Annotated in this window: 24 protein-coding genes; 16 read left to right on the top strand and 8 right to left on the bottom strand. The window is 63.7% G+C overall.

What is annotated here, in order from left to right:
* Positions 1-22 precede the first annotated feature (22 nt).
* The 6 genes from CH295_RS03010 to rpmB form a co-directional block, all read right to left on the bottom strand.
* A complete protein-coding gene (locus CH295_RS03010) occupies positions 23-487 on the bottom strand; it encodes a hypothetical protein (protein ID WP_037191938.1) in 465 nt (154 codons plus the stop codon).
* A gap of 46 nt (positions 488-533) precedes the next feature.
* Positions 534-1,460, bottom strand: coding sequence for an AEC family transporter (locus tag CH295_RS03005; protein WP_037191940.1), 927 nt, complete (start codon positions 1,458-1,460; stop codon positions 534-536).
* A gap of 86 nt (positions 1,461-1,546) precedes the next feature.
* On the bottom strand, positions 1,547-1,801 hold the full coding sequence (gene rpsR / locus CH295_RS03000) for a 30S ribosomal protein S18 (protein ID WP_008719028.1): 255 nt from the start codon (positions 1,799-1,801) through the stop codon (positions 1,547-1,549).
* A 14-nt stretch (positions 1,802-1,815) separates the two neighbouring features.
* Complete coding sequence (gene rpsN / locus CH295_RS02995; protein WP_037191942.1) at positions 1,816-2,121, bottom strand: 30S ribosomal protein S14; 306 nt, start codon at positions 2,119-2,121, stop codon at positions 1,816-1,818.
* A gap of 2 nt (positions 2,122-2,123) precedes the next feature.
* Positions 2,124-2,294: a 50S ribosomal protein L33 gene (rpmG, locus tag CH295_RS02990; protein ID WP_170944568.1), complete on the bottom strand. Its 171-nt coding sequence runs from the start codon at positions 2,292-2,294 to the stop codon at positions 2,124-2,126.
* Positions 2,291-2,527 (bottom strand): 50S ribosomal protein L28, encoded by a 237-nt coding sequence (rpmB, locus tag CH295_RS02985; RefSeq protein WP_008719020.1) that lies wholly within the window; start codon positions 2,525-2,527, stop codon positions 2,291-2,293. Before rpmB ends, rpmG begins: the two co-directional genes overlap by 4 nt.
* A 138-nt stretch (positions 2,528-2,665) precedes the next feature.
* On the opposite strand from rpmB, the gene mrf reads away from it, so the two are divergent.
* The 6 genes from mrf to CH295_RS02950 all read left to right on the top strand — a co-directional run bounded on the left by mrf (position 2,666) and on the right by CH295_RS02950 (position 8,797).
* On the top strand, positions 2,666-3,898 hold the full coding sequence (gene mrf, locus CH295_RS02980) for a ribosome hibernation factor-recruiting GTPase MRF (RefSeq protein ID WP_094739807.1): 1,233 nt from the start codon (positions 2,666-2,668) through the stop codon (positions 3,896-3,898).
* Entirely contained in the window at positions 3,895-4,155 is a 261-nt protein-coding gene (locus CH295_RS02975; RefSeq protein ID WP_094739746.1) for a type B 50S ribosomal protein L31, read from the top strand. The genes mrf and CH295_RS02975 overlap by 4 nt, the downstream gene beginning before the upstream one ends.
* A 3-nt stretch (positions 4,156-4,158) precedes the next feature.
* Positions 4,159-4,326, top strand: coding sequence for a 50S ribosomal protein L32 (gene rpmF, locus CH295_RS02970; RefSeq protein ID WP_032388658.1), 168 nt, complete (start codon positions 4,159-4,161; stop codon positions 4,324-4,326).
* A 25-nt stretch (positions 4,327-4,351) separates the two neighbouring features.
* Complete coding sequence (locus CH295_RS02965) at positions 4,352-5,413, top strand: VIT1/CCC1 transporter family protein (RefSeq protein ID WP_037191946.1); 1,062 nt, start codon at positions 4,352-4,354, stop codon at positions 5,411-5,413.
* Positions 5,414-5,733: 320 nt separating this feature from the next.
* Positions 5,734-6,915 carry an RtcB family protein gene (locus CH295_RS02955; RefSeq protein ID WP_094739806.1) on the top strand — a complete coding sequence of 394 codons (1,182 nt, stop codon included), beginning with the start codon at positions 5,734-5,736 and terminating at the stop codon, positions 6,913-6,915.
* A gap of 163 nt (positions 6,916-7,078) precedes the next feature.
* Positions 7,079-8,797, top strand: a complete 1,719-nt coding sequence (locus CH295_RS02950) for a metallophosphoesterase (protein WP_094739744.1) — start codon at positions 7,079-7,081, stop codon at positions 8,795-8,797.
* A 17-nt stretch (positions 8,798-8,814) separates the two neighbouring features.
* Here CH295_RS02950 and CH295_RS02945 read toward each other — a convergent pair whose 3' ends face one another.
* Together CH295_RS02945 and CH295_RS02940 are read right to left on the bottom strand one after the other, a co-directional pair.
* A complete protein-coding gene (locus tag CH295_RS02945; RefSeq protein ID WP_094739805.1) occupies positions 8,815-9,831 on the bottom strand; it encodes a magnesium and cobalt transport protein CorA in 1,017 nt (338 codons plus the stop codon).
* 112 nt (positions 9,832-9,943) lie between these two features.
* Positions 9,944-10,315 (bottom strand): PASTA domain-containing protein, encoded by a 372-nt coding sequence (locus CH295_RS02940; protein WP_170945720.1) that lies wholly within the window; start codon positions 10,313-10,315, stop codon positions 9,944-9,946.
* A gap of 31 nt (positions 10,316-10,346) precedes the next feature.
* On the opposite strand from CH295_RS02940, the gene CH295_RS02935 reads away from it, so the two are divergent.
* The 10 genes from CH295_RS02935 to CH295_RS02890 all read left to right on the top strand — a co-directional run bounded on the left by CH295_RS02935 (position 10,347) and on the right by CH295_RS02890 (position 19,318).
* Positions 10,347-10,961 (top strand): trimeric intracellular cation channel family protein, encoded by a 615-nt coding sequence (locus CH295_RS02935; RefSeq protein ID WP_037191954.1) that lies wholly within the window; start codon positions 10,347-10,349, stop codon positions 10,959-10,961.
* Positions 10,962-11,026: 65 nt separating this feature from the next.
* On the top strand, positions 11,027-11,713 hold the full coding sequence (locus CH295_RS02930; protein ID WP_032395747.1) for a response regulator transcription factor: 687 nt from the start codon (positions 11,027-11,029) through the stop codon (positions 11,711-11,713).
* Entirely contained in the window at positions 11,713-13,164 is a 1,452-nt protein-coding gene (locus tag CH295_RS02925) for a HAMP domain-containing sensor histidine kinase (RefSeq protein ID WP_094739742.1), read from the top strand. The genes CH295_RS02930 and CH295_RS02925 overlap by 1 nt, the downstream gene beginning before the upstream one ends.
* Before the next feature lie 101 nt (positions 13,165-13,265).
* A complete protein-coding gene (locus CH295_RS02920; protein ID WP_094739741.1) occupies positions 13,266-14,810 on the top strand; it encodes a S1C family serine protease in 1,545 nt (514 codons plus the stop codon).
* An 89-nt stretch (positions 14,811-14,899) separates the two neighbouring features.
* A complete protein-coding gene (locus CH295_RS02915) occupies positions 14,900-15,397 on the top strand; it encodes a MogA/MoaB family molybdenum cofactor biosynthesis protein (RefSeq protein WP_037191958.1) in 498 nt (165 codons plus the stop codon).
* Between the two features lie 8 nt (positions 15,398-15,405).
* The gene (locus CH295_RS02910) at positions 15,406-15,609 is read left to right on the top strand and encodes a hypothetical protein (RefSeq protein WP_037191960.1); all 204 of its coding nucleotides are present in this window, start codon (positions 15,406-15,408) and stop codon (positions 15,607-15,609) included.
* A 560-nt stretch (positions 15,610-16,169) separates the two neighbouring features.
* Complete coding sequence (locus CH295_RS02905) at positions 16,170-16,856, top strand: MspA family porin (RefSeq protein ID WP_094739740.1); 687 nt, start codon at positions 16,170-16,172, stop codon at positions 16,854-16,856.
* A gap of 172 nt (positions 16,857-17,028) precedes the next feature.
* The gene (locus CH295_RS02900) at positions 17,029-17,457 is read left to right on the top strand and encodes a hypothetical protein (RefSeq protein WP_094739804.1); all 429 of its coding nucleotides are present in this window, start codon (positions 17,029-17,031) and stop codon (positions 17,455-17,457) included.
* Positions 17,458-17,855: 398 nt separating this feature from the next.
* The gene (locus CH295_RS02895; protein WP_094739739.1) at positions 17,856-18,524 is read left to right on the top strand and encodes an MspA family porin; all 669 of its coding nucleotides are present in this window, start codon (positions 17,856-17,858) and stop codon (positions 18,522-18,524) included.
* 62 nt (positions 18,525-18,586) lie between these two features.
* On the top strand, positions 18,587-19,318 hold the full coding sequence (locus CH295_RS02890; RefSeq protein ID WP_252341884.1) for an MspA family porin: 732 nt from the start codon (positions 18,587-18,589) through the stop codon (positions 19,316-19,318).
* Positions 19,319-19,404: the final 86 nt, after the last annotated feature.

Raw genomic sequence — 19,404 nt, 5'->3', positions numbered from 1 at the left:
CCGGACACTACCGGTGCCGCGGTCAGGCCGCATTCAGGATGGTGCGGCTCCCCAGTGGTGAAGCGAGAGTCATCTGCATGGTGGCGTAGACGGCAACCATGATGCAGGACTTGTCAGCGGCGTCGGGCCGGGTCCCGGTACGCAGTTCGATGGTGACCGTGGTGTCGGTCTCGGTGACCGACGCGTCGGCTCCGTAGCACTCGGGAGTGCCGGTGACGAAGTGGACCGCGATGGTGTTGGGGGAGATCTGGCTCCACGACTCGAACGGAGTGGTGGTGGCGCGGAGTAGATCGGCGGTCGGCTCGAACATCGTGCCGACGTCGCCGACGGGCACCTCGTGCGGAACCGGAGGGGCGCTGGGTTGCTGGGCGAGCCCCACAGGGGTGGTGGAACCGACTGTCGGGGTTGTGTCCTCGTCGCCACCGGAGGCGGTGCTGCAGCCGACCAGCAGCAGGCACAACATGACACCTGCAGCGAGAAACCTCATGAATCCAACGTAGCGCTGGGAGCTGAGGAGAACCTTTGTGTTCGGCTCATGCGAGGAAGACCGTCACGAGCGCTATGACGGGGATCGAGACGAGTGTGGTCACGAAGGCGGTGTCTCGGGCGAGTACCACGCCACGCTGGTAACGGCTGGCGAAAACGAACACGTTCTGCGCCGTCGGCAGCGCCGAGATCACGACGATGGCGAACAGATCGTGCCCGTCCAGACCGAAGACGAACCGAGCCATCAGGTAGCCGAGCACCGGCTGAAGCGCCATCTTGAACACCGTTGCCAGCGCTACGTCGCGACGCGGACTGATGCCTTTCTGCAGTACCCGGGCACCGTAGAGGGACAGGCCGAAGGCGAGCAATGCGCCGGGGACCGACGCATTTCCGACCAGCTGGAACGGCTGCATCAACGCCTCGGGCAGTTCGAAGCCCGTGATGGACAGAACGAGCCCTGCCGCTCCGGCCACCACGATCGGGTTGCGGAACGGCGTGGTGACGGTCTTGAAGAGAGAGACCTTCTCGATCTCGGTCGACACGTCGAGGATGGTCACCGCGATCGGGGTGTAGATCATGATCTGGAACAGCAGTAGAGGAGCGACGAAGTTCGCGTCGCCGAGTACGAACACGGCGATCGGTATGCCCAGATTGGCGGCATTGACGTACGAACTCGCGAGTGCGCCGATGGTCGCGTCGGGCACGGTTCGTTTCAGCGCGAGTTTGGCGATGACGAAATAGATGGCACCGACGAGCAAGGCGGTGGCACCGGCCACGGCCAGCGTGGGCGAGAGGATGACCGACAGATCCGAGTTGGCCAACGTGACGAACAGCAAGGCAGGCGTCGCGACGAAGAACACGAGCCTGCTCAGTACGAACTGGCCGTGATCGCCGAGCACCTTCAGATGGGCGAGCAGGTATCCCAGTGCGATGACGACGAAGATGACGGTGAAGCCCTCGAGGACGCCGGACATCTACGGACTGCTCATCTCTGGATCGGGAACGACAGAGAGGCCACGTAGCCGATGGCTACGTGGCCTCTCTGAACGAAAAGTCTGGATCAGCGGCTGGTGAACGGCAGCAATGCCATTTCACGAGCGTTCTTCACTGCGACAGCGACCTGGCGCTGCTGCTGCGGGGTGAGCCCGGTGACCCGACGGCTGCGGATCTTGCCGCGGTCCGAGATGAACTGACGAAGGAGGTTGATGTCCTTGTAGTCCACCGTGGTCACCTTGGCGGCGTTCAACGGGTTCTTCTTCGGTCGACGACCCGCCTCTGCGCGGACCTTCTTCGACGGTGCTCTCTTGACTGCCATCTCTACCTTTTCCCTTACCAGCTCGACTTGTGGACGCCTGGCAGCTCCCCACGGTGTGCCATCTCGCGCATTTTCACGCGGGACAGCCCGAATTTCCGTAGGTAACCGCGCGGACGTCCATCCGCAGCGTCACGATTGCGCAATCGTACCGGACTCGAATCGCGTGGCAGACGCTGCAGTGCTGCTTGGGCCTGTGCGCGCTCGGAATCGCTGCTCGAGGGCCTACGGATTGTCTCTTTGAGCTCTGCTCGACGCGACGACCACCGGGCGACGACGATCTTGCGCTGCTCGTTCTTCGCGATCTTCGATTTCTTCGCCACGGTTATCGCTCCTCTCGGAAATCGACGTGCTTGCGCACGACCGGGTCGTACTTCTTCATCACCAGTCGGTCGGGATCGTTGCGGCGGTTCTTGCGGGTGACGTAGGTGTATCCGGTGCCGGCCGTCGACTTCAGTTTGACGATCGGACGGACGTCGGTGCTCTTGCCCATCAGATCTTCTCCCCGCGTGCGCGCAGTTTCGCCACCACGGCGTCGATGCCGTCGCGGTCGATGGTCTTGATGCCCTTGGCCGAGAGCGTGAGAGTGACGCGGCGGCCGAGGCTCGGTGCGTAGTACGTCTTGCGCTGGATGTTGGGATCCCATCTTCGGCTGGTGCGCACGTGGGAGTGCGAGACCGATTTTCCGAATCCGGGGGTGCGGCCGGTGACTTGGCAGTGCGCTGACACGATCACTCCTTTTCTTGCCGTTATGACAATCGTTTTCGACAAAGCGTGTTCACGAATGTAGCGTGCAACCACAAGTAATGACAATCGTTGTCGAAAAGAAGGGTGCCCGTGAACTACTCACCGGACGATCGAACCCCGATGGTCCTCGTCTCCGGCTGGACCGGAGCCATGGATGCGGTCGTGACATCTCTGCTCGCGCCGGGGACCGTCGCGGTTCGCCACGATCTGAGTCGCGTCGCCGAAGGAGTCGTGCGTCGTACCCTCTGTGTGCTGGGCGAGAATCCCCGCGAGACCATCCTGGAACTGGCGCACGGCTGTGTCTCCTGCACGCTCCGCGAGGACCTGCTGCCGCTGTTGCGTGCGCTGTCCGCCCGCAGCAACGTCGATCGCATCGTGCTCGCCATGGACCCAGCCCTCGAACCCGAGGCGTTGTGCTGGGCCGTCGAGAACGTCGTCGTGGCCGGCATCGTCGGGCAGATCGACGGCCCGGCCTCTCGTGACGTCCGCATCGAGGTAGTGATCGACTGCCTCGACGCCGCAACCTGGTTGGCCGACGCCACCGGCGACGACGCCATGGCCGACCGCGGCATCGTCGCCAGTGGTGACGACGATCGAACCGTCGCGCAATTGGTGGTCGGGCAGGTCGATTACGCGGACGCGCTCGTCGTCACCGCCGGTCCCGACGTCGACGCGTGGGAGCGGGCAAGGCTCGCGGCGGTGCTGGCGCGTCTGGCACCGAACGCTCCCGTCGTCTGGGTCTCCCAGGATGCACTGGTCGACGCCCCAGCGCTTCTCGCGTCCGTGCCGACCGATGCGCGACGCGGTGCGATCACCGACGCACACTCGCCGCTGCTGCGAGGCCAGCCGCCGTTGAGCGTCGACTGCGGGGTCACGCTGGTCGAATTCACCGCAACCCGGCCGTTCCATCCCGAGCGGTTGCACGAGGCGATCGACGTGCTGCTCGACGGCGTCGTCACCGCGCGGGGGCGGGCGTGGGTGGCCACGCAGCCCGACGAAGCGCTGTGGATCGAATCGGCAGGCGGCGGCCTTCGTGTTGCCAGCGCCGGAAAGTGGCTTGCTGCAATGACTCCCGTGCAGCAGGAGCGTATCGATACCACCCGACGTGCAATGGCGGCACTGCGATGGGACGAGCAGTTCGGTGATCGAGACACCTCCCTGGTGATCCTCGTCCACGAGGCCGACCCCACCGAGATCGACCGAACCCTGCAGTGGGCGTTGGTATCCGACGACGAGATGACCGACCCCGCTCTGTGGTCCACCTGGACCGACCCGTTCGGCCAATGGCACGAAGACCCCTGCGAGAGCAGCGAATCCCCGTACGCAGAACAAGCACGAGAGGCACAAGAATGAAACCAGGCATCCACCCCGACTACCACCCGGTCGTGTTCCAGGACTCGAGTACCGGCAACAAGTTCCTCACCAGATCCACCGTCACATCCGCGCGCGAGACCGAATGGGACGACGGCAACACCTACCCACTGGTCGTCGTCGACGTCTCGTCCGAATCGCACACCTTCTGGACCGGAGCCGCCCGCGTGATGGACACCCAGGGACGCGTCGAGAAGTTCGAGAAACGATACGGCCGCCGAAGCCGAAAGGACTCCTGAACCATGGCTGTTCCGAAGAGAAAGATGTCGCGCTCCAACACTCGGAGCCGTCGTGCGCAATGGAAAGCCGTTGCTCCTGATCTGGTGACCGTTCGTTTCCAGGGGCGAGAGTTCCGAGTGCCACGGAGATTGGTCAAAGCAGTGCAGACCGGGGTGTACGACCCGAGCTGACCGGCGACGGGTCTATCTTCACTTCATGAACGATGGGCCCAGTGCGCGAGATGTGAAGCGGTGGCGGCAGTACCTCGCCGACGAGCGAGCCGAGGCCGCCGTCTATCGCGATCTGGCAGGCCGACGCAGCGGCGAGGAGCGCGAGATTCTGCTCGCTCTCGCCGATGCGGAGGGCCGACACGAGCAGCATTGGCGAAATCTGCTGGGTGACCGCGTCGGGATGCCGCTCAAGGGTGACATCCGCACCCGCATCCTCGGGGTGCTGGCACGTCGCTTCGGTTCGGTGTTCGTACTCGCGTTGGCCCAACGAGCCGAAACCCGCTCGCCGTACGCCACCGACGACGATGCCACCGAAGCGATGACGGCCGACGAACAGATCCACGCCGAGGTCATCAGGGCGCTGGCGGCTCGCGGTCGCAATCGACTGTCCGGAACCTTCCGGGCCGCGGTGTTCGGTGCCAACGACGGACTGGTGAGCAACCTTGCTCTCGTTCTGGGCATCAGCGGATCCGGCGTGTCCAATCAGATCGTCCTGGTCACCGGACTCGCGGGCCTGCTCGCCGGCGCGCTGTCCATGGGTGCGGGCGAATACGTCTCCGTTCGTTCACAACGCGAGTTGCTCGAGGCGTCGTCCCCGGACAGCGCGGCAAGCGATGCCGTCCAGCACCTGGACGTCGATGCCAACGAACTGGCGCTGGTGTACCGGGCCCGGGGAATGACACACGAGGAGGCCGACGCCAAAGCGTCGGAAGTGTTGCGGCTGTTGCCCACCGACGACGAGATGGCACCCGACGTGGACGAGCACGAGTCCATCGGAACCGGACTGGGCGCGGCCGGTGCCAGCTTCTGTTTCTTCGCCTCCGGTGCTGTCATCCCGGTGTTGCCCTATCTCTTCGGCCTCGAAGGCTTCGTTGCGCTCATCGTTGCGGCAGTCCTCGTCGGAATCGCCTTGATCTGCACCGGACTGGTGGTAGGACTGCTCAGCGGTGGACCACCGGTCAAACGTGCTCTGCGACAGCTGGCCATCGGCTACGGCGCGGCCGGGGCGACATATCTACTCGGACTCGCATTCGGTGGGGGAGTCTAGGTTCCGGCTGGTGGGCGAGATTGCACGCTATCGGGCCTCATCGACGGAATCCCGTCCGAACATCGCACTTCCGTGCATTCGGTCCCATCCCCGACGTTCCGCGAAATTCGCTCGCGTGGGCGATGCATCGATCGATAGGGTTCTCATCATGCGTGCAACCGTTCTGTCTGGTGCCGCCCTCGACACGAGAGCCGGTACGAGCCTTGTGCTGCGCGCGTATTCACCGGAGCGATGCGCCGCTCTCTGCGGCAAACAAGCTCCGCTCGTGAATCGACCCATCGAATAGCGCCCTCTTGTGCACGGGGGCAGGAAGGAACATCATGCCCCCGAACAAGGTGGGCTTGCGTTTGCTCAATTGGGCGTCACAGCTCGAGGACAAGACTCTCGAGCAGGCCCGTGAAACAGCGTCGATGCCGTTCGTGCATCCGCACGTCGCCCTGATGCCCGACGCTCACAGCGGTATGGGAAGCGCAGTAGGAACAGTGATTCCCACGCTGGGCGCAGTCATCCCGGCCGCCGTCGGAGTCGATATCGGTTGCGGAATGATCGGCGTCCGAACGGAATTCACACTCGACGACGTCGACGGCCGTAATCTGACGAACCTGCGACTCGCCATCGAGGCAAGCATCCCTCTCTCGCCCGGCAACTACAACGTCGGCGTCGACCGGTGGGATTTCACCGCGCCCAAGTTGCTCGAACTCGAGGAGGCGGCGGCCGAGGACGGTGTCGAGCTGAACCACTCACCACAGTGGCGTGAGCAGCTCGGTTCGTTGGGCGGCGGCAACCACTTCATCGAGCTGTGCCTCGACGAAACCGATCGGGTGTGGCTGTTTCTGCACAGTGGATCGAGGGGCGTGGGCAACAAGATCGCCAAGAAGCACATCGCCATTGCCCAGCGTTTGTGCGCGCAGTGGTGGATCTCGTTGCCGAACAAGGATTTGGCCTACTTGCCCGAGAGCGCACCGGAATTCGGACGGTACATCCGAGATTTGAAGTGGGCGCAGCGGTTCGCGTACCTGAACCGGGCCGAGATGATGGACCGGTTCGGTGCGGTGTTCGCCGAGTGGATGGGAACCGACGATCATCGCGAGGTCGAGCGGATCAATTGCCATCACAACTACACGGTGAAGGAAACGCACGCGCACAAGGACGTGTGGCTCACCCGTAAAGGTGCAGTGGACGCACACGAGGGTGTCAAGGCGATCATTCCGGGCTCGATGGGAACGCGCTCGTACGTGGTCGTCGGCAAGGGTTCCAAGGCCGGCCTGTGCTCGGCTCCTCACGGTGCCGGTCGGCAGTTCTCTCGGACCGAGGCCAGGAAGCGGTTCACCCACGAGAACCTGCAGGAGCGGATGAAGGGGATCGAGTTTCGCGACAGTGCAGATTTCATCGACGAGATTCCGGACGCCTACAAGCCGATCGATGTCGTGATGGAGGACGCACGAGACCTGGTGAGCATCGAGCACGAGTTGCGGCAGATCCTCAACGTCAAGGGGACCTGAGTTCACCTCCCGTCGTGCGTGGAATTTCGTAGTGGGCGACGAAATTCCGTGCACGACGGGATTGTCCGCGTTCGTCCCGTTGTGCATCGGTGTTCTCGTGCTGTTCACTCAACTGCTTCGCTTGGTTAACGGATAGAGCGGGCGTCACCGCCACGATCGACTGATGACGCTCAATCCCGCAGGCGAGACCGTCGCGACCGGAATCCCGGGCACGCTCGCCGAGAACATGACAATGGCCGAGCAGCATGATTGGCATCGTTCGTTTCTGCGGCGGCACCCGGTCAGTCGTCGAAACTTCCTGGTGGGAGCCGCCGCGACGGCAGCCGCGGTAGGCGTCGGGAATTCGGTGTTCGCGCGCACCGCCTATGCGCAGGACGCTCCGCTGGCGGTGGCCGGTAGGCATATGGGGTTCGGAAACGATCCGGCGACGCAGCTGCGGTTCTCGGCTCAGCTCTCTCGGAACCCCGGGCTGACCGGCGTCTTTCTCGACCACGGCCCCACGCCCGCCCTCGGTGCGACGACGTCGGCCGAGGTACGCAATCTGATCAGTCAGGTACCGCAGACCGACGGCGGGATTCTGTCGGCGGAGCAGTACTACGTGCATGTGCCCGTCGACAATCTGACGCCGAAGTTGCCGCACTACTACCGCTGGCGCACCGCCGACGGCTTCGTGAGCGATATCCGCAGCGCGTCTCCGGCGCTACCGTCCGGCCGCATCGCACCGTTTCGGTTCACGATGATGGGCGATCAGGGTGTCGACGAAACCCCCTCGCAGCCAGCAGGTCTGGTCGCCGGCGACTATGACGACCAGTACTACAAGGCGGACAACGAACCGTCGGTCAAGCATGCGCGCAACATCAATCGGCAGATCGAGGCCTCGCACCCGGACTTCCACATCCTCGCCGGTGATATCGCGTACGCCGACCCGTCCGGTGCCGGTCTGCCGCCGCAGTTCGCCAAGCACGGCCAGACGCCGCCGAAGGGGTTCGACAAGTTCAACCCGTTCGTCTGGGACGGCTATTTTCAGGCGATCGAAGCCAGCGCATCGACCGCGCCGTGGTTGTTCGCCACCGGCAACCACGACATGGAAGCGCTGTACAGCCCCAACGGATACGGCGGCCATGCGGCGCGTCTCGATCAGCCGAGCAACGGGCCGAAGGGCTGCCCGTCGGCGTATTCGTTCGTGTACGGCAACACGGCCGTTCTCTCGCTCGACGCGAACGACGTCAGCTACGAGATCAAGGCCAATACCGGGTACAGCGGTGGAGCCCAGAACACCTGGGTGGAGCAGACATTGGCGAGGTACCGTGCCGATCCGAACATCGACTTCATCGTCTGCTTCTTCCACCACTGTGCATATTCGACCACGTCCACCCACGCGAGCGACGGGGGCGTGCGCGACGCCTGGGTTGCGCTGTTCGACAAGTACGATGTGGATGTGGTGCTCCAGGCCCACAATCACGTCTTCGAGCGCACCGATCCGATCCGCGGCAATCGCGCGACGCGGGTCGCGGGTGACAACGCCACGGTCAGCGGAAAGACCGACGGCACCGTGTATTACACCGTCGGCGGTGGTGGTCGTCCGCGATACACGTTCCAGGACGGCGAGGGCGTGAGCTACCGCGGCAACGAGTTGCCCGACACTGCAGTTCCCAACAACTACGTGTGGGCACCGGACGGCACCAAGTCGGCCGAGTCCATCACCTGGTCGAGGGTGCGATTTTTGAACTACTCGTTCGTCAGAGTCGATGTGGTGCCGGGTATTCCGGGCATCACCGCCAGCAGAATGACGATCGGTGCCATCGACGAATACGGCAACGAGTTCGACAGGTTGACCTTCACCCGCGACATCCCGATCGGTCCGAGGTTCGGTTCGTCCTAGTCACTGCGCGGAGCGCACTACAACCACTTCTGACGCTTGAACACCACGAACAGTGCAGTCGAGCAGATCGACATGGCGATCAGTGCCATCGGATAGCCGAGTTGCCACTTCAGTTCCGGCATGTCGTCGAAGTTCATGCCGTAGATGGCGGCGATCAGGGAGGGTGCGAAAAGAATTGCACCCCATGACGAGATGCGCTTGACCTGTTCGTTCTGCTCCAGGCTGGCCTCGGTCATGTTGCGCATTTCCTCGTTCTGCTGCTGCGCGACGATGGTCGAATGCACGGTCAACGCATTCTGCAGGTTGGCCCGGAAGGACTCGATGCGGTCGGAGACGCGGATGGCGTGATCGTGCACGTCGCGCAGGTATCGCTGCAATTCCACGTCGACGTTGTACTTGTCCGACCCTCGCTTGAGTGATTCGATCATCTCGACGAGTGGCTTTGCAGCACGGTCGAATTCGGACACTTCACGCAGAAGCGAATAGATACGACGCGAGACAGACGGGTCGCCGGTGAACAGCTGATCCTCGATCTCGTCGATGTCGTTCTGCAGTCCGGTCACCACCGGGACGTACTCGTCGACCACTTGATCGAGGATGCCGTAGAGAATCGCCTCGGGACCGAGTTCGATCAGTTCGGGAGATCCTTCGAGGCGCTTTCGCACCATCGCCAGGTCGGGAGATTCGGCATGGCGGATGGTGACGACGAAGTCCGGACCGAGAAAGATGTGCAGCTCGCCGAATTCGACCTTTTCGGTCTCGTCGACGTATCGAGCGGGTCGGAGAACGACGAACAACTGCTCGGAATACCGTTCCAGCTTCGGCCGCTGGTGGGCGGCGATGGCATCCTCGACGGCGAGGCGGTGCAGACCGAACTCGTCTGCCACAGCCATGATTTCGGCGACCTCAGGTCGGTACAGCCCGATCCACGCCATTCCGTGCCGCTCACGCATGACCTCGAAGGTGATATCGAGACTCTCGGGATTGGCAGTACGTTTCCCGTCGACGTAGACGGCATTGTCGATGATCGGCACTTGTTCGTTCACCTCGGTTCTGCGAAATTCTGCTGCGCACCGAGACTATCGCCTGTGACGACAACGCCGACAGCCCAGCCGCCGTCGACGACGACGGGGCCGTGGGGCCGAGCTAGCGAACGGTCCCGGTGATCACGAGAATTGCGGCGTTCTTGTCGACCTCGACGCCCTTCTGGTAATTGGTTCCGATTGCGGTTCCGTCGGTGTCGGATCCCTTGATGTTGACGGTCGTGAATCCCAGATCCTCCAGGGTCTGTTCGGCAGCGGTCGCTGTCATGTCGTACACGTCCGGGATCTTGATCAGGTTGTCGGTGGTCGACGCGTTGGCGACGGCTCCACCGCCCAGCGTGAGTGCGGCGGCAGCTGCGACGGCTGCGATCGACTTCTTGAATCCACTGCGCATGATGTGCTCCTCGGTGTCGTGATCGGTGATGTCTCGAGGTTGCTCGCCGATGCTGTGGCAGCGGTCGGATGTTGCTGTCAAACCCCTGTCAGTCCCGTGACATGCTGATCCGATGCTTCTCGACGTGCTCGGACTCATCGGTATCGCGGTCTTCGCGGCCTCGGGCGCGTTGGTCGGAGTGCACCGCCGACTGGATCTGTTCGGGGTCTGCGTCGTCGGAATCACGACGGGCATCGGCGGCGGCATCATTCGTGATCTGCTGCTCGGCATCCACCCGCCGACGTCTCTTGACACGTGGCCGAACCTCACCGTCGGCTTTCTCGCCTCGCTGGTCGTGTTCGTTGCGCACCGACAGATGGGCAAGGTGCGACGCGGAGTGCTGGTGCTCGACGCGTTCGGGATGGGACTGTTCGCCTCGACCGGTGCGACGATCGCTCTGGCTTCCGGTGGTAGCGCGTTGGCGGGAGCTCTGATCGGAACGACGACGGCGGTGGCCGGCGGTGTGATTCGGGACGTGCTGGTCAATGAGGTGCCCCTGCTGCTGCACCGGGACCTGTATGCCCTCCCCGCGTTGCTCGGTGCGACGGCCGTCGTGTTGGCCGATTCTCTGACGCTGCCGGAGAACGTGGGTCTGGTGGTCGGAACAGTGCTCGCGACGGGGTTGCGTCTGCTCGCGCTGTGGCGAAAATGGAACCTGCCGCTGGCCCGCAATCTGCCGACGCATTAGCCCGCCGCAGGTGGAGTAGGTACCCCTCTCAGACATATCTCAGTCGACCAGGACAAACTGTACGGATGCGGATATTGGTGGTCGACGACGATCGAGCGGTGCGTGAGTCGCTGCGCAGGTCGCTGACGTTCAACGGGTACACCGTGGACCTGGCGGTCGACGGTCTCGACGCGCTCGAGCAAGTGGCTGCGGCGCGTCCCGACGCCCTGGTTCTCGACGTGATGATGCCTCGCCTCGACGGCCTCGAAGTGTGTCGTCGATTGCGCAGTGTCGGTGACGACCTGCCGATTCTGGTGTTGACGGCACGGGACTCGGTGTCCGAGCGCGTCGCCGGCCTCGATGCCGGTGCCGACGACTATCTGCCCAAGCCGTTCGCGCTCGAGGAGCTGCTGGCTCGCTTGCGCGCGTTGCTTCGTCGCACCGCGATGGAAGCGGGTATCGACTCGGAGACCATGACGTTCGCGGACCTGTCGTTGGACCCGGTCACCCGTGAGGTCTCGCGCGCCGAACGCTCGATCAGTCTCACCCGGACCGAATTCTCGTTGCTCGAGATGCTGATGACCAATCCGCGCCGAGTGCTCACCAGAAGTCGCATCCTCGAGGAGGTCTGGGGTTACGACTTCCCGACGTCGGGCAACGCGCTCGAGGTGTACGTCGGGTACCTGCGGCGCAAGACCGAGGCGGAGGGGGAGTCGCGGCTGATCCACACCGTTCGCGGTGTGGGGTACGTCCTGCGCGAGACGCCCCCGTGATGGTCGCGTCGTTCGGGCGCAAGTCGGCCGACAGTGTCGGCTCCTCGCCGACGGCGATGCGACCACCGATGCCCCTGACCCGGTCGGTGTCGCTGCGGTGGCGGGTGACGTTGCTCGCGGCCTCCGTGGTCGCAATTGCGGTGGCGGTCATGGCCATTGCCGCGTACACGGTGGTCTCGCGAGCACTGTACGGCGATGTGGACACTCAATTGCGTTCTCGTGCCTCGGCTTTGGCCGAGTCCAGTCTGGTGTCCTATGACCCACGCTTCGTGGCCGGAGCCACGCTGTACAGCACCGATGTGAGCGTGGCGCTGATCTATCCGGACATGTCCAGCTACAACCCTCCCGGGCCCAAGGTGCCGATCGGCGATGCCGAACTCGCTGTCGTGAGAGGGGAACAGGAATCGTCGCTGCGCACGCTCGACGATCAGCGGGTGCTCGCACTGCGCACCGAGGACGGCAGCACCCTCGTCGTCGCACAGAGGCTGCTGCCGACCGGGGAAGTGCTCGACCGTCTGGCGTGGGTGCTGTTGATCGTCGGTGCCTGCGGAGTGCTACTGGCGGCCGGAGCAGGTATGGCCGTGGGACGCACCGGTTTACGCCCGATCGCCCGACTGACGGCAGCAGCGGAACGGGTGGCACGCACCGATGACCTGACGCCGATCCCGGTGACCGGCGACGACGAATTGGCACGTCTGACCGAGAGTTTCAACACCATGCTCCGCGCACTGGCCGAATCTCGTGGCAGGCAGAGCAGATTGGTCGCCGATGCGGGCCACGAGCTTCGGACCCCGTTGACCTCGCTGCGGACCAACATGGAGTTGCTGATCGCGGCGGGACGCCCCGGAGCGCCGTCCATCCCGGACGAGGACATGGCCGAGCTGCGGACCGACGTGGTGGCGCAGATCCAGGAATTGTCCACTCTGGTGGGCGATTTGGTCGATCTCGCGCGAGAGGATGCACCGGAGACGGTGTTCGAGCGAGTCGACCTCGCCGACGCAGTCGAACGCAGTCTCGAGCGAGCACGCCGCCGTCGCAACGAAATCGACTTCGATGCGACGTTGATGCCGTGGTTCGTCTACGGCGATCAAGCGGGACTCTCCCGGGCCGTGCTGAATGTGCTCGACAACGCGGCCAAATGGAGTCCGAGCGGTGGTGAGGTTCGAATCGCGATGCGGCAGATCGGCGATGGTCTGCTGGAGCTGACGGTGGACGACGCTGGGCCCGGTATTCCCGAGGAGGATCGCGAGCTGGTGTTCGAGCGCTTCTATCGCTCGACGGCGTCGCGTTCGATGCCCGGATCCGGTCTTGGACTTGCCATCGTGCGACAGGTGGTCGTCAAGCACGGCGGGACCATCGGGGTCGAGGTGTCCGAGCGCGGCGGCGCGCTGATACGAATCGTGTTGCCCGGCGAAGGTGCTCCCGATCCCGGGACACTCTCGGCAAACTGATAGCCGGATCTCAGCGCTCTCTCAGTACCGCCCTGCACAGTGAGTAGCAAGAAGGCGGGCGGACCTCTACGACGAGGTCTCTACTGAAGGAAGCAGCAACGATGAGCGACGACCGTAACGAATCCGAACAGACCGGACAGGGTGCCGGCGGCGAGCAGCATCCGTCGGACCGGGCTTCGCGCGGCGACGAACAGAACTACTCGGCCCAGCAGCATCCGCCTCAGCAGGATTCCACTCACCAGCACCCGACGCAGCAGTTCCCGTCCCAGCAGACTCCACCCCACAACGCGGGGGCGCAGCCGCCGCAGCAGGGGTACCCGCAGCAGTACGCCGGCTACGGGCAGGGGCCGTATCAGCCCGGCTACGGGCCGTACGGTCAGCAGGGCGACCCGCAGACCGCCCAGCACACCCACGCCCAGCCGCAACACGTTGCGCCGCAATCGAACTCTGCTCCGGGGGCGGTCAAGACCCGCTCGGGTCGTTCGGCGCTGGTGGCCGGTGCCATCGCACTCGTTCTGGTCGGTGGCGGAATCGGCGGCGCAGTCGGTGCGATCGCCACCAACAACGCCAACGGCAACGGCGGGGGAGTGACCAACTCGTTGAACTCCACGGTCACCGCTGCTCAGCCTGCCGCCAACTTCCCCGACGGCTCGGTTCAGGCGGTGGCGAACAAGGTGCTGCCGAGTGTCGTGCAGATTCAGGTGAAGGGTTCGCAGGAGGAAGGTGAGGGCTCGGGCGTCATTCTCAGCAGCGACGGCTTGATCCTCACCAACAATCACGTCGCGACGGGCGCGGGTGCCAACGGCAAACTCACCGTCGCATTCGCCGACGGCTCGGTCGCCGACGCGACGATCGTCGGTGCCGACTCGGTCTCGGACATGGCCGTCATCAAGGCCGAGGGCAAGACGAACCTCACGCCGATCGAACTCGGATCGTCGTCGAACCTCGAAGTGGGTCAGCAGGTTGTTGCGATCGGCTCCCCGCTCGGCCTGGCGGGCACCGTCACCACCGGCATCGTTTCCTCGCTCAACCGTCCGGTCTCCACGTCGGGTGAGTCCGGCAATCAGAACTCGGTGATCGACGCCATCCAGACCGACGCTGCGATCAACCCGGGCAACTCCGGAGGTGCGCTCGTCAACACCGACGGACAGCTGATCGGAATCAACACCGCGATCGCCACCCTCGGTGGCAGCGAGGGATCCGGAGCCCAGAGCGGATCGATCGGGCTCGGGTTCGCCATCCCGGTGGATCAGGCGAAACGCATCGCCGACGAGCTGACCACCACCGGCAAGGCCACCCAGGCCATGATCGGGGTGCAGGTGCCGTCGCAGGACGACGCCAACGGCGCAACCGTCGTCGAGGTCACCGAGGGGGGCCCGGCGGCATCGGCAGGCATCCCCAAGGGCGCGGTGATCACCAAGCTCGACGATCGCATCGTCTCGAGCGGCGACGCGTTGATCGCAGCAGTGCGCTCGCACGCTCCGGGTGATTCCGTCACCGTCACCTACACCGACGGCGGCAGCGAGAAGACGGCGACTGTGACGCTCGGCACCGCCGAGCCAGCTGCGGCCCAGCAGCAGACTCAGACGCAACAGCAGGAACAGCAACTGCCGTTCCAGGTCCCGTCGTTCCCGGGCGGTCGCTGATGTTGCGGGAAGCGGGCAGGCACGGGACGGTTGCAACGATTTATGCACAGCGTGAGCCGGGTGGAGGCCTTACTACTACGGTGAGCGGTATGGAACTCGACGCACCACTGGCAGGGCGCGCGTTGGTCGTCATCGTGGACGACCGAACAGCGCACAGTACCGAGAAGGACTCGAAGGGCCCGCTCGTCACGGAACTGCTGACCGAGGCAGGTTTTCTCGTCGATGGCGTCGTCGCCGTGACGGCGGACGAAGTGGACGTGCGGAACGCACTCAACACTGCGGTGATCGGCGGTGTCGATCTGGTGGTCTCCATCGGTGGCACCGGCGTCTCGCCGCGCGACGTCACCCCGGACGTCACCGCGGAGGTGCTCGACCGCGAGATTCCGGGTATCAGCGAGGCTCTGCGATCGTCGGGACTCGCGGCCGGTTCGCTGGACGCAGGTCTGTCCCGTGGGCTGGTCGGGGTGTCCGGAAGCACCCTGGTGGTGAATCTGGCCTCGTCGCGGGCTGCGATTCGCGACGGGATGGCGACGCTGACGCCACTGGCGAGTCAGGTCATCGCCGAGCTGTCCGGATTGGACGCATAGCGATACCGATGAGCAACGAGCCGAACGACGATCGATCGGCCGAAGACGATGCGAGCCGGGCCCGAGCAGAACGGGCCCGGCTCGCTCGCATCTTCGGCGAGGTTCTGCCGGAGACGACCGGAGACGAGCGAGGAGACGGTGCAGGCACCGAATCCGGCGGCCCGTCCTCGGACGAATGGTTGAAGCAACAGCGACCACCTCATTACTTCTGATGTGATCCACGACACATTTACCGGGCCGGAATGACAGGTCTGTTAGTTACTCGTTTACCTGCCGTTAGCGAGCTACTCGGCAGTAGACCCACCCGCGACGCCCGAAAGGGTCCGAGTCGAGCGTGGTGCAGAACGGGCGAACCGGTCGATCGGGGCATGCCCGGCGCGGAGTTGTCCCACATCAAGGGCGGTGTACGCGTGTGCGGCATCTGTAACGGTTCGACCCTCGCGAGAGATGCTGTGACGCGGGTTATCGCTAACATCGATGTGAAACTTGTTCACGCGGCGGAAACACATCACGCCGCGGCAACATTCCGGTCGCAAACGTAGGGATTGTCACGATCCGGCATCTCCTCTAATGTTCCCCTCAGCTTCCAAGGGAGGGCGTGGGACCAACCGGTACCGCGCCCTTCATCTCGGAACTGAACAACAGGATGAGGCCGAAACGGTCGCATCCGGCTCGGGCCCGTCTGCACTGATGCAGGCGATCCAGTTCGAGGGTGAAAGCCACAAGCTTCCCTGTGCGACACCGTGCTGGGACTGAACATGATGAGGAATAAATGACGGAGATCCAGAAGTCGCGGCGTAGCCGGGGACTCAAGTCCATGAGCGCTGCGGTTGTCGCCGGCGCGTCGGTCGTCGGTCTGGTACTCGGTACCGGAACCGCGTCCGCTGCAGTGGACAGCACCAACACGGTCGTCGATGCCAACGGCAACGTCATCACCGTCTCGCTGTCCGACACCTTCATCAACAGCGTCTCGCCGCTCGACGGCAACCCGCTCACCCGTGAGTGGTTCGCCAACGGCGTCGCAGGCTGGACCGTCACCGGTCCCGACGCCGACGACTTCGAGGGCACCGTCGCCATCGGCTACCAGGTCGGCTACCCGATGAGCCTCGGTGGATCGATCACCTTCGGCTACACCACCCCGAACATCAGCCTCGGCATCAACGCGATCGGCACCGAGGGATCGACCGTCGACGTTTCGACCAGTGACTTGCTCCCGTCCGTCGGCTTCGAGGCCGAGATCGCTCCCGGACCCGGCATCGTCGACGCCACCGCTGCCTCGGGCAACATCCAGGGCACCGAAGGTGACGCCGCAGGCCCCTCCGGCACCATCCAGATCGCCAACGCTCACGGCACCGCTACCGGCATCCTCGGTAACGTCCGCGTCCGTCCGTACGTCTCCGTCACCAGCTCCACCGGTGACGTTGCTGTCACGTACGGCACCCCGTGGACCTTCAACTGATCTCGATCGGTTGATCAACAGCAGCACCTTCGGCTGACCTAGCCGAAATCGATTGGGCCCGCCCGGGTTTCCCGGGCGGGCCTGATTGCTGTGTACCAGCAGAACCGAACGAATCGACACCGCAGGACAGTGCTTCGGTACTGCCTGCGAGAAGGGGTCCGGGGGACCGACAATGAAAAAGAAAGCTCTCTCCGCCGCAGCCTGCGCGGCATTTCTACTCCTGGCCGGCTGTGGCAGTGATTCCTCGGATGCAGCATCGGGCGAGAATGCCGATACCTGCACGTCCTTCGCGACGTCGCACAATGCCTTTGTCGCCACCGTCGAAGCGGTGCCCACCGATCAGGCCGGTGTCGAGAAATGGACCGCGGACAAGGCCGCGTCGCTGAGCGAATTCACCACGCAGTCGGAGCAGGCGACAGGCGAGGTCAAGAATGCTCTGACGACCCTGGTGGCCGATCTGCCCGGCGATTCGCTGGAGCTGTCCGAGCCGGACAGTGAATCCGGCCAGAAATTCGTCGACAATTCGAATGCCGTTGCCTCGGCGTGTGAAGCGGATGGCACTGCCGTCACGCTCGACGAGTTTCCGCTGTTGAAGTTCTAGTTCGGGGAAAATAGTCGACGATGCCCTGCAATCCACGGATTGCAGGGCATCGTCGTGTCGGTCGAATGAATGGCGTGTGGAAAAGATCGTCGGATCATGCCGACGTCGATACTCGATTCGTTTTGTTGCATGCATTGTGTATTTCGGGTGTCTTTTCCTTGCTTTGTGTCAGCACAATTCGAGCGATCGATCCGAATACGGACGCCAGGTTGCGAGCGCAGGCGCTGTTTGGGTAGCGCAAGCAGGGAAAGTATCTGTGAGCTGCCGAAACATGCATCGGTATTGCGTCCGTTGTGGATGCTTCGTGTCGATTTGTACAGTATTCTTCTGCGAGAAAAGATGTCTCCCGATCGGTCCGGCCGTCGGACGGGGCATCGGCCGGTCATATGAGGGGAATCATGAACAATATTCGTCACTCCGTGCTGCGCAAGGTAAGTCGAATCGCAGCAGTGAGCGCGGCGTCGGCCGTTGCCATCGGAATGCTCTCGGTCGGCGCAGCCAACGCCGATACGTTCGTTCCATTGCCGAACGGTGAGAAGGTTGCGGGTCCGTACAAGATCTCGCACGTCGACGAATCGGCTGTCATCTCGCCCGCGATCGCGAACAATCCTCTCAACCGAAACGGCTGGGTCACCGGCACCGCTACCGCCGACGCTCCCGAGGGCGTGACCGGAACCCTGAAGACCGGCTACCTCGTCGGCTGCCAGCTCGACATGGACGATCTGAGCCTGGACATGAACGCGGGCTTCGGTATCGAAGGTGGCAACACCAACATCATCACGCTGTTCCCCATCCCGTTCCTCATCGGCGGAGAAGGCGAGACCACCAACAAGTTCGAGGGCGGCGTCGGAGTCAACGTCCCCATCAAGGACAAGGAAGTGGCGCAGGTCGAGCTCGGCAGCAAGGACGTCAAGGGCCCGTTCACCGCAATCCAGTACCAGGACGTCGGAATCTCCGTCGAGAACTGCGGCGGCTACGCGCAGGCTCGCTCGTACACCACACTCGAACTCACCGGCAACTACCGCTACAAGGGCACGCTCTACGGCCAGCCGTTCAGCCTCGGCTGAACATCCCACCACTTCACTCACCCTCGCCTAGAGCGCGTTTCACTTTCCCAAAAGGGGTAGCTATGCAGAACACCACCACCATGCGGCGTGGATTCCAGATCGCTGCAGCGGGAGCCGTCGGCGCCGTCGCCATCGGGTTCCTGTCCGCCGGAGCGGCCAACGCCGACACCTTCGTTCCACTGCAGGACAACGAGATCAGCAAGACGTTGATCGACGGAACCACCGTCACCGTCAAGGGATTCGGCCAGAGTGCGCTGATCTCGCCGTCGATGGGTGCCACGCCCACCCAGCGCAACGTGTGGGTCACCGGTAACTACACCGTCGAGACGTCCAATGCCAGTGGCGGATCCATCGAGCCGGGCTTCCTGGTCGGCTGCCAGGTGGATTTCAGCGCCGCGATCGGTGCCGACGGAAACGCGTCCTTCGGCCAGGGCAACACCATCGGCCTGGAGCCGGGCGACCTGAGCTCACTGACGATCAACCGCACTCAGCCGAACACCTACGACATCGGTGCAGGCGTCGAGCTGAATCTCGCCCCCGGCCAGTTCAACGACGTCAAGCTCGTGGCCGACGAGAAGTCCGCCGAGATCGACGGCGTCACGGTCGCCACCGAGGTATCGAACGACTTCTCGTTCGACGGTAACGGCGGCGGCTACACCTACGCCGACGAGACCCTGAGCGTCGCTGGATGCGCCGGTTACGCAGAGGCCCGTTCGTACGTCAAGGTCACCATCGAGAACGATGCCGTCACGGCGTCCACCACGCTGTGGGGACAGCCGTTCAGCATCGGTTGATGCCACCGCCGAAATTCGGCACCCCGTAACGAATGAATGCGCCATTCACGCTGTTTGACAGCGTGAATGGCGCATTCATTCGTCGA

This window comes from Rhodococcus sp. 14-2483-1-2 (assembly GCF_002259405.1).
In the GTDB taxonomy this organism is placed as follows: domain Bacteria; phylum Actinomycetota; class Actinomycetes; order Mycobacteriales; family Mycobacteriaceae; genus Rhodococcoides.
Note: the sequence above shows the minus strand (reverse complement) of the source record. Positions and strands in the feature narration are given on the sequence as shown.

Excerpts from the sequence above, each read along its gene's own strand:
- CH295_RS02915 (WP_037191958.1), top strand. The coding sequence starts at position 14,900 with ATGGAACTCGACGCACCACTGGCAGGGCGCGCGTTGGTCGTCATCGTG.
- CH295_RS02955 (WP_094739806.1), top strand. The coding sequence starts at position 5,734 with ATGCCCCCGAACAAGGTGGGCTTGCGTTTGCTCAATTGGGCGTCACAG.
- CH295_RS02900 (WP_094739804.1), top strand. The coding sequence starts at position 17,029 with ATGAAAAAGAAAGCTCTCTCCGCCGCAGCCTGCGCGGCATTTCTACTC.
- CH295_RS02890 (WP_252341884.1), top strand. The coding sequence starts at position 18,587 with ATGCAGAACACCACCACCATGCGGCGTGGATTCCAGATCGCTGCAGCG.
- CH295_RS02930 (WP_032395747.1), top strand. The coding sequence starts at position 11,027 with ATGCGGATATTGGTGGTCGACGACGATCGAGCGGTGCGTGAGTCGCTG.
- CH295_RS02925 (WP_094739742.1), top strand. The coding sequence starts at position 11,713 with ATGGTCGCGTCGTTCGGGCGCAAGTCGGCCGACAGTGTCGGCTCCTCG.
- CH295_RS03005 (WP_037191940.1), bottom strand. The coding sequence starts at position 1,460 with ATGTCCGGCGTCCTCGAGGGCTTCACCGTCATCTTCGTCGTCATCGCA.
- CH295_RS02895 (WP_094739739.1), top strand. The coding sequence starts at position 17,856 with ATGAACAATATTCGTCACTCCGTGCTGCGCAAGGTAAGTCGAATCGCA.
- CH295_RS03010 (WP_037191938.1), bottom strand. The coding sequence starts at position 487 with ATGAGGTTTCTCGCTGCAGGTGTCATGTTGTGCCTGCTGCTGGTCGGC.
- rpsR (WP_008719028.1), bottom strand. The coding sequence starts at position 1,801 with ATGGCAGTCAAGAGAGCACCGTCGAAGAAGGTCCGCGCAGAGGCGGGT.
- rpmF (WP_032388658.1), top strand. The coding sequence starts at position 4,159 with ATGGCTGTTCCGAAGAGAAAGATGTCGCGCTCCAACACTCGGAGCCGT.
- CH295_RS02920 (WP_094739741.1), top strand. The coding sequence starts at position 13,266 with ATGAGCGACGACCGTAACGAATCCGAACAGACCGGACAGGGTGCCGGC.
- CH295_RS02910 (WP_037191960.1), top strand. The coding sequence starts at position 15,406 with ATGAGCAACGAGCCGAACGACGATCGATCGGCCGAAGACGATGCGAGC.
- CH295_RS02905 (WP_094739740.1), top strand. The coding sequence starts at position 16,170 with ATGACGGAGATCCAGAAGTCGCGGCGTAGCCGGGGACTCAAGTCCATG.
- mrf (WP_094739807.1), top strand. The coding sequence starts at position 2,666 with ATGGTCCTCGTCTCCGGCTGGACCGGAGCCATGGATGCGGTCGTGACA.
- CH295_RS02975 (WP_094739746.1), top strand. The coding sequence starts at position 3,895 with ATGAAACCAGGCATCCACCCCGACTACCACCCGGTCGTGTTCCAGGAC.
- CH295_RS02965 (WP_037191946.1), top strand. The coding sequence starts at position 4,352 with ATGAACGATGGGCCCAGTGCGCGAGATGTGAAGCGGTGGCGGCAGTAC.
- CH295_RS02950 (WP_094739744.1), top strand. The coding sequence starts at position 7,079 with ATGACGCTCAATCCCGCAGGCGAGACCGTCGCGACCGGAATCCCGGGC.
- CH295_RS02935 (WP_037191954.1), top strand. The coding sequence starts at position 10,347 with ATGCTTCTCGACGTGCTCGGACTCATCGGTATCGCGGTCTTCGCGGCC.